Source organism: Marinomonas sp. CT5, assembly GCF_018336975.1.
GTDB lineage: Bacteria > Pseudomonadota > Gammaproteobacteria > Pseudomonadales > Marinomonadaceae > Marinomonas.
Genome location: NZ_CP025572.1, coordinates 2608494 through 2620638 on the forward strand (window position 1 = coordinate 2608494; position 12145 = coordinate 2620638).

Sequence of the window (12145 nt, forward strand, 5' to 3'; positions counted from 1 at the left end):
TTGAACGTTAGAGAGTTGCAGTAAATACTTTAGAGAAGCTGGTTTTTTCTTGAATATCGATATTTAGGCGCAATCGGCGAGAAATATCACTGGCAGAGAAAATACCACGGATCTTATGATTTTCACGGTCGAGAACCAAACAGTGGCGTTCACCGTTGTTTTTCAAGGCATTAATTACATCTGAAATGCTCGCTTTGGAAATGTCCTGCCAATCTAATGCTTTTAGGTTCTTTTTAGCCGTCATAAGATCAGCGACGACAATTTCAGACCGCTCTATGCCCTCAGACACTTTCTGTACAATTTTGCGTTCGATAATATCATCAGAGCTGACCACTCCAATAAACTGTTTCTTATCATCGATCACAAACTTCAAACGCACGTGTTCTTTTTGCATAAGTTCTTTGGCGGTAAGTACTGGTAATGTGGACTCAACAACCAAAGGTTTGTTGTCTTGGAAATCAGTGAAAAAAAGTAATGCAGAAGATTCTATTGTAAGATCGAAATTCTCTTCAGGCCAAGCCAATTCATCAATGTCGGTTGTTGGGTAAAAGTCTAGTTTTTTCATATAAAGGCACTCCGTAGCGCGGTCAAATCATAAATCTAATATGGAATGTATCTACCCATAATCATAACTAATCATTTTGTTTAGAGTAATAGATTGCTACTAAAAATAACAATTGCAAATTTCAAGAGCAATACTAATCGTATCCTCCTGCTATTTTCAGCATACACCAAGACAAAAACATACCCAATGGGCGGATCTAATTGTTTGTATTCGTTTTTTTATCTTTAGGTTAACGCAAAAATATTCGAACAGCGCTATCTGGCAATGGTAAAGTGACGCACTATTTAAATTGCTAGGCCATGATAACGGGGTAAAAATGAACACAATCAGCCAACAATACAAGATGAAAGGAATGCTCATTACCAATCATGAACTGGAAGTTCCTTTGGATTGGCATTCATCTAGCCATAGCGACAAAATTACGTTGTTTGCTCGTGAGGTGGTGGATGTCACCCGCGCTGATGAAGAGCTGCCGTTACTACTGTTTTTGCAAGGTGGCCCTGGTGGTAAGTCCCCTCGCCCCATGCCAGGCTCACCACCCTGGATGGCAGAAGCACTAAAAACGCACCGTGTCATTTTAATTGACCAGCGTGGCACAGGCCGCAGTAGCCGCATCGATACCAATCTCATCAGCAAATTGTCTGCTGAAGAAGGCCGTGATTATCTACTGAAATTCCGCGCTGACAGCATAGTGGCCGATTGCGAACATTTACGCAAAACCGTGTATGGCGGACGATTATTTGAAACCTTAGGGCAAAGCTACGGCGGATTTATCACCTTGGCGTATTTATCATATGCACCTGAAGGTCTAGCGGCGTGCTATGTCACTGGTGGATTAGCAGGTTTAGAGGAATCGGCGCAAGAGGTGTACCAGTTAACGTACCAGCGCGTGATCGAGAAAAACCAAGAGTACTACGCTCGCTACCCAGAAGACGCCAAGGTCATGGCAAAGATTGCAAAGTGCTTAACTGACGACAAAGTGCTATTACCTGATGGTGATCAACTTACCTTAGAACGATTCCAAAGCATTGGTATTTTGTTGGGCATGGGACCGGGGATTGATCAAGTGCATTGGTTAATCGATGAAGCGTTTGCAGGCAGTGATAAGAACACACTCAGTGATGTATTTTTAGAACAAGTGATGAATCATACCAACTATCATGAAGGACCACTTTTCGCCGTCATCCATGAAAGCATTTATGGTCAAGCCAACAAGAAAACTGGCTGGGCCGCTCAACAACTGCGTGAACAATTCAGTGAGTTTGATGCGTCCCATTCGCCGCTTATGCTAACGGGCGAAATGATGTATCCATGGATGTTTGAACAAATCTCATCCTTGCGTCCTTTTGCTGGTGCAGCAATTGCCCTCGCCGATTATCAAGATTATGCGCCTTTATACGATCTGGAAAAGCTTGCACAAAATAAAGTACCTGTAGTCGCAGCGGTATATCACAACGATATGTATGTGCCACGAGAACTGTCTTTAAAAACCGCCAAGCAAGTAGCCAACACCCAAGTATGGATTACCAACAGCTACGAGCACGATGGCGTACGACAATCACCCGAAGTGTTCTGCAAACTACGCGAGTTACTGCTAGATCAAGGAGGTCCGTTAAAAGCCAAAAAATAAATTGCGCAGACAATTATGCAATTGTTCCCCATTCTCTACCGCCTCAAAGCGCTAAGATCAGAACATTGCTCACACATTAATTAGGAGTTTTTTATGGGTCACCCACTGAATTTAAGCGTAAACAACATTCAAGGCGAGAGCGTCGACCTCTCCACATACCAAGGCAAAACCGTTCTTATTGTGAATGTGGCTTCAAAATGTGGTTTAACACCACAGTACGAAGGTCTTGAAGCTTTGTACAAGAAGTACCACGAACAAGGTTTGGAAATTCTTGGCTTCCCTGCGAATGACTTCGCTGGACAAGAACCGGGTAGCGATGCCGAAATCCAAGAGTTTTGTAGCCTAACTTACGACGTGACCTTCCCAATGTTCAGTAAGATTGTGGTAACCGGTGAAGACAAGCACCCTTTGTACAAAGGCTTGATTGAGGCGGCTCCAGTGACACCAAACCGCGAAGCCATGGAGAAGATGCTGGCAGGACATAAAATCGAAGCGACCAAAGCACCAGAAGTGGTTTGGAACTTTGAAAAATTCCTAGTCACAAAAGATGGCAAAGTAGAACGTTTCTCTCCAGATGTCACACCGAAAGATGATGCATTAGTAGCGGCTATTGAAGCCGATCTATAAGTCTTTTCAAGCAAGCCATTGTTAGTGCAGTGGCTTGCTGCCCTTTCCTACTGAGTCATTCTTAACTGCCGAATGGCTTTCATACGACGCCATTTCTTGCCATTCAACTTTTTATAAATCCACAAACAGCCAATATCAAAGCCGAAATAGAAAACACTAATACCACTAGGTGGGTTACTGCTGGTGATAAAATCAATTTTCGAAAACCAAGTATCTGGCCACAGCCAACACTGGTAATAAGTGCCAAGCAATTCTAAATACACTACCATGAAAAACATAATAAGAAAGAACAGCTCGTTATCTGGTTTTCTTCTTAAAAAATACACTACGCCCAACATGCAAAGAAAGCCAAACACGTCTTTATCAAACACCAACCATAGGATTGAATAGACAATCATCCCCCAATACAGCAACGACACCACACGGGCTTTGTTTGCTTGGATACATTTTTCTTTTTGAATATAAAACACAGCCGCATAGACCAAACTATGACCAAGCGGCACATACAAAGGAACGTTTTCAAGTCGGTATTCGTACATTCCCAAAAGCAGAGAGAACACCACCTCACCAAGCAATGCCATGACAACACCGTACAGCATCAGCTTTTTAATTTTACGGGTCACGCGTAAATACACCCACGCAAAAAACAGCAATACTAAGCCATTGGTAATCCACTGGTTAAAGTAAACTTGCGCAGCCACTGTTTTGCTGTCAATGAACAGCCCGAGCCATAACACTAGCAATACGGGAAGATAAATAGAGGTAAATTGCAGTTTTGAAGTCATGTTTGAATGATAAGGAAACATGGCGCATGGCACCACTAAAAATACACACAGCTTATGTTAATTGCTTGCGATGAATATAATGCTTTGGGGTAACTCCCGCGATTAACTGACACTCACGCGTCATATGCGCTTGATCCGAAAAGCCGAATTCGATAGCAAGCTCAGCCAACTTCCTATGATTTTCTACATTTTTTAAAGCCAACAAAACGGCTCGCACTCTTCGCAATCGCTGAAAGTATTTTGGCGACATACCCAAACGGCATTGAAACTGACGCTCTATTTGACGCTGGCTAAGTGGGAGCATATCTAATAAATCTACCCTAGAAGATTGCTGCAACAAATCTACCGCTTTCAGCACAGGATCATGGTCATCGGTCATGCTAACAACTCTCTGATAAAAAGCTTTATTCAACAAATCGATACGTTCTTGAAAACTCAAACCTTCTTTTAATTGCATCAATAAAGATTGAATAAATTCAGACGCTTCCAGTGAGTCAGTCGTGCCTTGTTGTTTTACCAATTTTGTCTGGAATAAGCGCCCCATTCCAGGCTGAAAACGCACACCAACTAAATCCGTTCCAGATGGCAAATGAATAAGATGAGCATGTTGATTCGTTGCTTGGAACATCACCTGATCTTGGAGGGCTTGCTGATCGATCTTTACTGGCACTCCGCCAAGATTAAACAAGATGCCACTACCCGCATCCGCTACCAAACGGCGAGTAACACCTTGTTTATCTATTGGGACTTGTGCAGACCAAATGGCTTGCAACCACAAAGAAAGAAGCCCTTGAGGAAAATAGATATCAAACAACAAGGGCGATGACATGTTAATCCTCTCACTCACGGTGAACAGAAACGCCTTAATTTAGCGAAAACTGCCGACCTCAGGTTTAAACACTTTTACAATTCGATTCCAACTAGAAATAGCATTTATCGCAATCGTTAAATAGGTTAATCCAGATTCACCGAAATTGGCTAACATTTCTTCGTAATATACGTCATCAACAGAACGACCGGCAACAATGTGCTCTGCCCAAGCCAAAGCCTGACGCTCTTGCTCTGAAAATAGTGGCGAGTCTTGCCATGCACTTAAGGCAATTATTCTCTCGTGCTTTTCCCCCATTTCGAGAGCTTGTGTGCTATGCATATCCAAACAAAAAGCACATTGGTTTATTTGTGACACACGAAGCTTCACTAGCTCTAAAGTCATCTTACCTAAGCTTTGTATTTGTGCGAATTGCTTGCCTAAGATGTCTTCTTGCTTCAGTAAAAGCTCTATCGCTTGCGGTGCAGCAGCATAATAGTTGATACGTTTTAACATAACGAGATCTCCAAAGAATACATTTGAAGTTCAATCCTAACGATCGAAAAGCTGTATTTATTGAAGGAATTCGACATTCGACAAGAAAAGAATAAAACACACCAAACTGATGAGAGGGTATCAGCTCAGCGTGTTTTATTTCGCTTTCTCAATGAAATCGTTTACTGAATGAATTGTTCGGCCCAAAACGCCACTGGTGAAGCAATAAGAATCGTCAACGCTACCCGTTGAAACCAGACAATCAACATTTGTTTAATGTTCAATGGAATCTCGGTCGACAAAATACAAGGAATCGATGCAGAAAAGAAAAGTATCGACGAGATAGACACAACGCCAACCACAAACTTCACCACAAAAACACTTTTCGCCGCGATCAGGGCAGGAAGGAACATTTCCGCTAAACCCGTAGCGGATGCGGTCGCCACCATCATAGGGTCTGGCAATTGAGCAATCCAAGCAAATGGATAAAACAAATAGCCAATCCATTCAAACACTGGCGTATATTTCGCCAATAACAAACCGCACAAGCCTACTGACATAATCGAAGGCAAAATACTCATCGCCATCAACATGCCCTCTTTGATGTTTTGCAGCATATTGCGCCAGATCGAAGGGGCATTATTCGCCACATGGAGTCCTTCTATCGCCGCTTGCTTAAAGCGAGAATGTGGAAACACATTAACTTCTCGGTTCTCTGCTGAATCGTCCATTTTACTTAGCGGAAACAAACGGACAGTGATGGCTGTGACCACAAAGGTAATTAACAAGGTCGCCCAGAAGAATACATTCCAAACCTCCATTAATCCCAATGTTTTTGCCACTATCACCATAAAAGTAGCCGATACAGTCGAAAACCCTGTGGCAATAATCGCAGCCTCTTTCGCGGAGTATTGGCCTGATTTGTATACTCGATTGGTGATTAGCAAACCAATTGAATAGCTCCCAACAAAAGACGCCACCGCATCAATCGCTGACTTACCGGGTGTTTTAAATAAAGGCTTCATAATAGGCTGTAGCAGAACTCCGACAAACTCCAGCAATCCATAGCCAATCAAAAAAGCCAAAAACACCGCACCAATGGGTACGATCAATCCCACCGGTACAACGAGTTTTCCAAACAAAAAAGGCAACATGTCTTTTTCAAACAAAAAGGCAGGCCCCACAGAAAAAAACGCCATTAACGCGGTAATAACACCCAACACTTTAAAAAGAGACAATACAACTTGAGTCGTACTGGTACGCCAACTACCCGATATAAAAGGATAAACACCACCGGCCAAGACAACCAAAATGGCATAAACCTTTGCCATTTCTCCGAAGTCACTCCTAAGCCAAGACACGATGTGATCAAGTGGTATGGTTTCTTTCCCACCGATCGTTATCGGAACAAAAAAGACAAAAATACCAATACAACTGTACGCAATGAGTTTACATAGAGACCAAGGAGACGAAGTACCGCGCTTTAAATCTGTAGCATTCATATGAGAACTTCCTAATGAGAAGATTATTAATCATAAGACTAAAAGCAACATACATACCAACATGTATATACATATAAAAGAGGTATAAATAAGCGACTTTTGCCTAAGATTAAAATAGGGTTATTTTTATTTTTAAACACTAAAGGTTAGAATATTGCACAAATTAAGGGCGATTTAAAGAGATTTGCGCCAATTTGAATCAAACTCAAATGTGATGTGAGTTTTTTTCTCACCAATAGAAAATACAAAAACAATAAAAAACGAAAAATTGTATATACAATTGAAAGAGAAAATTGGAAAGGATCAGACTCTGGATTAGATGAGCTATACAGGTTGGTTAAACGGCTAACAGCGAACTCATCGCATAACAATGAAATTGTTTTGTCCTCATGCATCACTGTGACAGAGCGCACGTTTAGTGAGACTTCCATGTCGTCGCTTACATAATCACTCAACAATACCTGATAGCCATTGTGGTGAAAGAAAAAGCTATTTTCATTGACCAAAAGCGGTAGTCATTCATTTTCACCCTCCTTCACGAACAGGCATAACAAACCTCTCACCTTTATGTCGTGCCGTACTTATGAATGAGCGTGTCATAACCAGTTAACAAGTTAGTTGACTGATAGCCACTTACCTCTGGCACGGCCATGCCGTTCTCCATGATTGCCTGAATCAAATCCACAGCCCGCTCTGCCTCTTGCCCGATATCTATTAAATCACTTGAGTAAAGATATTGATCACCAAACAGTTCGGGATACACCTGTCGATTAGGCAATACTGGCACGCAGCCCAGAGCCACGGCTTCCAGTACGGCAAGACCTTGAAATTCATGCAGAGCCGAGGATAACACTATGTCTGACGAGGCAAGAAACTCGAGGTAATCGGCTCGACTCGGCGCAAAACCAAATTGCGTAATTCGATGAGAAAACTGAGTTTTAATTTGATCAAACTCTTTGGGAATAGAACGAAATTGTTCCCCTAAAATGGCTATCTCATAATCTACATTACGCTTTTCCAGCGCCTGTAAAATGGCTAATAGCCGATCTGGCCCCTTATCGAATTCCCAACGAGCCGACCAGACTAACTTAACTCGCTTAACGCCATGAGCCGCAATTCCTGTCACATCAGGAGAGATGCTCTCTTTCAAAGCAACCGATAAGTCCAAAGGCACAGGAAGCACTTTCGCTTTGCCTTCGGTGTCATTGAGCCAGTCGGGAGAAACATAATCCGGTAACTTCTTTAATAACGCACGAGCCCCCATAAAGAATGTAGCTTTATTAAATTCACTATTAAACATACACAAATCTGCCGCTAACGCGCTGTATAAAGTGACCATCTGAATTTCAATCAAGCCTTGCTGCTTATCACTTGCGGGATAGGCAAATTGGTTTTCATGGAAATACAGCAGCCATGGCAAATTTTGCAAGTCAGGGCAAAACGCTTTTAAACCAACACAGTCAGTCATTGATGTGGCGATCACCAGATCATACGGTTTCTCTAAGATCGCTTTAAACTTCGGATCAAAGGCAAAACTCATCGCATTACCGCGAATACGCCAAGCAAAATGTCGGGGCGGAAGTGACAAATAGCTCCACTCATGTTGTCCCAAGCCATTCATCAAGGTATTGGCCCATGCTTTATGGCTGCTGGCTTCATAAGCACTTATCAATAAAATTCGCACTGATTCTTTTCACTCACTGGTTATATTTGGCTTTTGTCTTTATTTGAACTTTGCGACTGGCTCATCGGGATGGGGTCGAATATCATGGAGGAAAATTACGAACTGCTTTAAGGAAACACATGATCATTCAACGTCACGATCAAGATATTAACACGCCAACAGGCACTATGCGCTGCACCGTTTATCGCCCTCAGGCTGCAGGACGCTTTCCTTGTATCTTCTTTTATTCTGAAATCTTTCAACAAACCGCGCCCATTGCGCGATCTGCCGCCATTATGGCCGGTCATGGTTTTGTGGTCATCGTGCCAGAAGTTTTCCATGAACTTAATCCGATCGGCACAGTGCTTGGCTATGATGATGCGGGTAAAGACAAAGGCAACGCTGACAAATTCACTAAAACCCTAGAAGCTCATGACAGTGATACCCAAGCCATGCTGGAGTATTTCGAACCACAAGATTACTGCACAGGGCAATTTGGTAGCATGGGTGTGTGTTTAGGTGGTCATTTGGCGTATCGTGCAGCACTGAATCCACGGATCCAAGCGGCTTTCTGTTTATACGCTACAGACATTCATTCCAATACGATTCCTTGCGACGAAGGCAACGATTCTTTTACCCGCACCAAGGAAATTCAAGCCGAGTTGGTCATGGTATGGGGTAAGCAAGATCCTCATGTACCAACAGAGGGACGCCAGAAAATTTATCAGCAATTGATCGATACTGACCGTTTATTCACATGGCATGAGTTCAACGGCCAACATGCGTTTATGCGTGACGAAGGTGATCGCTACGACCCTGCCCTCGCCTTAGAATGCTATAACAAAGCCGTTGCCTTGTTTCAGCGCACTTTGCACAAGGCTTAATTCAGCACAATCACAAGCGAGATGAACTTATTGCTCATCTCGCCATGTTGGTGTCAGAGCGCATTCGCCTAGCTCACCAGAGATCCACATTTCCCCGTCTTGAATTGTCACATTCAATTGCATCGAACGTGCGCAGATTTTTGACAGCGCTTCCACTTGTGCTTCAGGGAATTGCAACACTCGCATGTTATCGAATCGGCTGTTTTTACCTTTATTTTGCTCATACCAAATGTCAGATTTGTCGTTGTAGTTCACTACAACCACCTGCTGAGCGCGACCACAGGCTTTACGAAGACGCTTCTCATCTGGCTGACCAAGTTCTACCCAAAGCAAAATTTCGTCTGAATAATTTTTCTGCCATAAATCAGGTTCATCTTCAGTGCTGATACCTTTGGTGAAACTAAGTTGTTCGCCACCTTCTTTTTCATCAGCCAATAAAGCAAATGCCGCCAAACGCACCATCATGCGTTCTTCTGTCTCCGATGGATGTAATGCCAAGGTTAATTCATAACTCTGGTAATGGTTTCGATCCATATCAGACACTTGAACCGATGCTTTATAAACTGTTGCTTTTATCGCCATGAGATCTCTTACTACATTATTAGCTAAAGGAAAATTGCGAGGAATTGTACAGCAAAAAGTGACAATAATAGCGATGCAAAATCATTGTTTTATTAAGAATTAAAGTGACATTTATCAATTCAAAAAAACAAAAGTTATTTTTATATAAGTTATTGACATAAGTCTAAAAAAAAGGCTCAATAAAGGCGCTCAAACGAGCAATTATTACACAATGCAGTACGCAACGATTAAAACCCAAAGTTAAGGAGAAGCAAAATGACAACATATACGCTGAATCATTCTACTTCTTCCATGATTACTCGATGCAAATCTCGAGTAAATACAACTTTGTGCACGCGTTCAATGCCTGTGTAATACACCATTGACCGCGGAATTTACGCGGTCACCTCTGTAAGAAATCACCCCGTAAGTTCCGCCAAAATCATTATTTTGGAGAAAACTTATGAGTATTATCGCCCTTTTCAACGCTGCTAAAGAATACTTCGAAGCTCGTCGCACCCATCAAATGTTTCGTCAACTTGATGATCATTACTTAAAAGATATTGGTTTTTACCGCGAAAATGGACAGATTCGCCCTTTGTCTGGCAAAAACGACTTAGAAAGCCCAAGCCATGAGAAAACACCAATGCCACCGGGAGAGCAGCCGAGTGACGGGTAATAAGATCGTCGCCTTAGATGGCTTTGAGGTGACGGTAAACTATTAGGCCGGACGGCCAACAACGCCTTTCATTATTCGGTAATGAAAGGCGTTTTTTATCCTATAAAGCCACCAGAAACATTATTCATTTCCTAACAAATGCAGCATGTCATTACTAATACCCACTGATATTATTCACCTTGTGGGACAATCGCATAATAAAAAAGTAGAACACGAACCTATACACTACAGCTCATGATCCTTCAACAAGTCACTTTCGCTAACTTGTCCCTTAGTTGCTTGCGAAATACGGCGTATATATCTTGCTGGAGAGCGTTTATGAATATGTAACCAATTCCAAACATGAGCTTGTTTAACACCTAAAATTTGTGCAAGTGCCGTTTGACTTCCTACAATTTCGACTGCTTTTGCAATGGCTGACATATGACCTCCTTAACAACCTTAATTGTATTTGATGACAGTTTTTATTGTTTGTCAAATACAGATAAAGTTGTAATTATTCATTTATGACTATTGCAGACCGCGTTAAACAAAAAAGAATCGACCTTAAACTGACTCAAGCTGAGTTAGCGAAGCGCGTTGGCATCACCCAACAGTCGCTACAGAAGATAGAAGATGGCAGAACTCAAAACCCACGCAAGTTAATTAATCTGGCCAAAGAGCTACACTGCAATCCAGAATGGTTGCTCATGGGGTCAATCTCAGAAGTGAATGAACCACCATCTAACTATCACAACACCAATAGTAAACTAAGCTCAAAGCAGACAAACCTACGACCAATTGTTACCTTTGAACAAGCAGCCAAATGGTCTCAACACAATACGAAAACAATCGAATATGAAAATTGGTTAGACGCCCCAGAATCGACCCCAGTCTCTGCTTTCTGGCTAAAAGTATCAGGGGATAGCATGAATGCAAGCTCAGGTATTAGCATTCCAGAAGGATACTTTATTTTAGTTGACCCGAGTCTCTCGGCAAATAATGGCGATTTAGTTATTGCAAAGTTAGCCAGAAGCAATGAGGCCACATTCAAAAAGCTTTTCATTGATGCAGGCCAAATCTATTTAACCCCACTAAACCCGAACTATAAACCAATAGAGGTTAGCAGCGCCCCTGAGATCATAGGAGTTGTCACTCAAGCTCGATTTTTGCTTTAGACTATATACAACAACTTCCCCCACGAGATAACGTAAAAACACCTTACATTGTTGACACACCAACAATATAAGTTGTATTTTAAAAAAAGCACAACCAAAGGATAGGAATTATGCTCGTCATTACTAGACACCCAGGTGAAACCATCAATATCGGTGACGATATTGAAGTAACAGTATTAGGGATTCAAGGAACTCAAATTCGCATTGGCATTAAAGCCCCAAAGAAAATCAGTGTTCATCGAGAAGAAATCTACAAACGCATTCAGGCAGAAAAACCAAAAGAGACACAAAACCACTCTCTCGAAGAGACTGAGCCAGTGTAATCATGTTAATTACAGTCTCCTCAAGAAATATCCCTACAAAATGTATGTATGGTCCGCCTCATTATTACAAATGATATTTTCGATAACGAGGTTGGTTTGCGTTAATGTATTCGGAGTCGATATTAGGCTTCGCCTCGCTCCACGATGAGATCTGCGTTAGATCGTCTTCAAAAAAACCATAGCATTTTCTGCTGTTTTTTATGTCAGGCCTTCAATCTAGTGGTCTGACTGTTCTGTCATCTTTTTTATCATCTGCAAACTCGGGTTATACTCTTATTTCAAACGCTTGTTGTGTCTTTAATACTGACCAAGCTATTCGTACTAACTGATTCGCCAATGCCACCACGGCAATGTTAAAAGGTTTCTTTGCTCGCAACGCAACAATCCACTTCCCAAAACAAGTTCGGCTTTATCTAACCTCGATAAAATCGCTCTGATTCCATGAATAAACAGTGTCCTGAGGGAT

14 protein-coding genes and 1 pseudogene are annotated in these 12145 nt (G+C 42.0%); 6 read left to right on the forward strand and 9 right to left on the reverse strand.

Features of this window, described 5'->3' with window-relative positions; all coding sequences use genetic code 11:
- Positions 1-7: 7 nt before the first annotated feature.
- Positions 8-565, reverse strand: a complete 558-nt coding sequence (locus C0J08_RS12260; RefSeq protein WP_212652253.1) for a CBS domain-containing protein — start codon at positions 563-565, stop codon at positions 8-10.
- 316 nt (positions 566-881) lie between these two features.
- Here C0J08_RS12260 and C0J08_RS12265 point away from each other — a divergent pair, with 316 nt between their 5' ends.
- Positions 882-2195: an alpha/beta fold hydrolase gene (locus tag C0J08_RS12265; protein WP_212652254.1), complete on the forward strand. Its 1314-nt coding sequence runs from the start codon at positions 882-884 to the stop codon at positions 2193-2195.
- A 93-nt stretch (positions 2196-2288) separates the two neighbouring features.
- Positions 2289-2822 carry a glutathione peroxidase gene (locus tag C0J08_RS12270; protein WP_249344268.1) on the forward strand — a complete coding sequence of 178 codons (534 nt, stop codon included), beginning with the start codon at positions 2289-2291 and terminating at the stop codon, positions 2820-2822.
- 47 nt (positions 2823-2869) lie between these two features.
- On the opposite strand, the gene C0J08_RS12275 is transcribed toward C0J08_RS12270, so the two are convergent.
- From C0J08_RS12275 to C0J08_RS12295, 5 genes are all read right to left on the reverse strand, one after another.
- Positions 2870-3628 carry a hypothetical protein gene (locus C0J08_RS12275; protein ID WP_212652255.1) on the reverse strand — a complete coding sequence of 253 codons (759 nt, stop codon included), beginning with the start codon at positions 3626-3628 and terminating at the stop codon, positions 2870-2872.
- Between the two features lie 31 nt (positions 3629-3659).
- Positions 3660-4436, reverse strand: coding sequence for a helix-turn-helix domain-containing protein (locus tag C0J08_RS12280; protein ID WP_212652256.1), 777 nt, complete (start codon positions 4434-4436; stop codon positions 3660-3662).
- A gap of 39 nt (positions 4437-4475) precedes the next feature.
- The gene (locus C0J08_RS12285) at positions 4476-4931 is read right to left on the reverse strand and encodes a carboxymuconolactone decarboxylase family protein (RefSeq protein WP_212652257.1); all 456 of its coding nucleotides are present in this window, start codon (positions 4929-4931) and stop codon (positions 4476-4478) included.
- 161 nt (positions 4932-5092) lie between these two features.
- Positions 5093-6412: a YjiH family protein gene (locus C0J08_RS12290; protein WP_212652258.1), complete on the reverse strand. Its 1320-nt coding sequence runs from the start codon at positions 6410-6412 to the stop codon at positions 5093-5095.
- Between the two features lie 565 nt (positions 6413-6977).
- Entirely contained in the window at positions 6978-8096 is a 1119-nt protein-coding gene (locus tag C0J08_RS12295) for a tRNA-queuosine alpha-mannosyltransferase domain-containing protein (protein ID WP_212652259.1), read from the reverse strand.
- A gap of 119 nt (positions 8097-8215) precedes the next feature.
- Here C0J08_RS12295 and C0J08_RS12300 point away from each other — a divergent pair, with 119 nt between their 5' ends.
- Positions 8216-8959 (forward strand): dienelactone hydrolase family protein, encoded by a 744-nt coding sequence (locus C0J08_RS12300; protein WP_212652260.1) that lies wholly within the window; start codon positions 8216-8218, stop codon positions 8957-8959.
- A 27-nt stretch (positions 8960-8986) separates the two neighbouring features.
- Here C0J08_RS12300 and C0J08_RS12305 read toward each other — a convergent pair whose 3' ends face one another.
- Positions 8987-9541, reverse strand: coding sequence for a YaeQ family protein (locus C0J08_RS12305; protein ID WP_212652261.1), 555 nt, complete (start codon positions 9539-9541; stop codon positions 8987-8989).
- Between the two features lie 442 nt (positions 9542-9983).
- Between C0J08_RS12305 and C0J08_RS12310 the strand changes: the two genes are divergently transcribed.
- Positions 9984-10199, forward strand: coding sequence for a DUF1127 domain-containing protein (locus C0J08_RS12310; protein WP_212652262.1), 216 nt, complete (start codon positions 9984-9986; stop codon positions 10197-10199).
- A 225-nt stretch (positions 10200-10424) separates the two neighbouring features.
- On the opposite strand, the gene C0J08_RS12315 is transcribed toward C0J08_RS12310, so the two are convergent.
- On the reverse strand, positions 10425-10622 hold the full coding sequence (locus C0J08_RS12315) for a helix-turn-helix domain-containing protein (protein ID WP_212652263.1): 198 nt from the start codon (positions 10620-10622) through the stop codon (positions 10425-10427).
- A gap of 83 nt (positions 10623-10705) precedes the next feature.
- Here C0J08_RS12315 and C0J08_RS12320 point away from each other — a divergent pair, with 83 nt between their 5' ends.
- Both C0J08_RS12320 and csrA read left to right on the forward strand, forming a co-directional pair.
- Entirely contained in the window at positions 10706-11356 is a 651-nt protein-coding gene (locus C0J08_RS12320; protein WP_212652264.1) for a LexA family protein, read from the forward strand.
- A gap of 110 nt (positions 11357-11466) precedes the next feature.
- The gene (gene csrA / locus C0J08_RS12325; RefSeq protein WP_212652265.1) at positions 11467-11679 is read left to right on the forward strand and encodes a carbon storage regulator CsrA; all 213 of its coding nucleotides are present in this window, start codon (positions 11467-11469) and stop codon (positions 11677-11679) included.
- Positions 11680-11944: 265 nt separating this feature from the next.
- Here csrA and C0J08_RS12330 read toward each other — a convergent pair.
- Positions 11945-12145: pseudogene (locus C0J08_RS12330) on the reverse strand (IS110-like element ISSpi6 family transposase); the annotation flags it as partial.

Bases quoted from the DNA above. Each gene is read 5' to 3' on its own strand.
- C0J08_RS12260 (WP_212652253.1), bottom strand. From the start codon at position 565: ATGAAAAAACTAGACTTTTACCCAACAACCGACATTGATGAATTGGCT.
- C0J08_RS12265 (WP_212652254.1), top strand. From the start codon at position 882: ATGAACACAATCAGCCAACAATACAAGATGAAAGGAATGCTCATTACC.
- C0J08_RS12280 (WP_212652256.1), bottom strand. From the start codon at position 4,436: ATGTCATCGCCCTTGTTGTTTGATATCTATTTTCCTCAAGGGCTTCTT.
- C0J08_RS12310 (WP_212652262.1), top strand. From the start codon at position 9,984: ATGAGTATTATCGCCCTTTTCAACGCTGCTAAAGAATACTTCGAAGCT.
- C0J08_RS12285 (WP_212652257.1), bottom strand. From the start codon at position 4,931: ATGTTAAAACGTATCAACTATTATGCTGCTGCACCGCAAGCGATAGAG.
- C0J08_RS12305 (WP_212652261.1), bottom strand. From the start codon at position 9,541: ATGGCGATAAAAGCAACAGTTTATAAAGCATCGGTTCAAGTGTCTGAT.
- C0J08_RS12315 (WP_212652263.1), bottom strand. From the start codon at position 10,622: ATGTCAGCCATTGCAAAAGCAGTCGAAATTGTAGGAAGTCAAACGGCA.
- C0J08_RS12320 (WP_212652264.1), top strand. From the start codon at position 10,706: ATGACTATTGCAGACCGCGTTAAACAAAAAAGAATCGACCTTAAACTG.
- C0J08_RS12300 (WP_212652260.1), top strand. From the start codon at position 8,216: ATGATCATTCAACGTCACGATCAAGATATTAACACGCCAACAGGCACT.
- C0J08_RS12290 (WP_212652258.1), bottom strand. From the start codon at position 6,412: ATGAATGCTACAGATTTAAAGCGCGGTACTTCGTCTCCTTGGTCTCTA.
- C0J08_RS12270 (WP_249344268.1), top strand. From the start codon at position 2,289: ATGGGTCACCCACTGAATTTAAGCGTAAACAACATTCAAGGCGAGAGC.
- C0J08_RS12275 (WP_212652255.1), bottom strand. From the start codon at position 3,628: ATGTTTCCTTATCATTCAAACATGACTTCAAAACTGCAATTTACCTCT.
- csrA (WP_212652265.1), top strand. From the start codon at position 11,467: ATGCTCGTCATTACTAGACACCCAGGTGAAACCATCAATATCGGTGAC.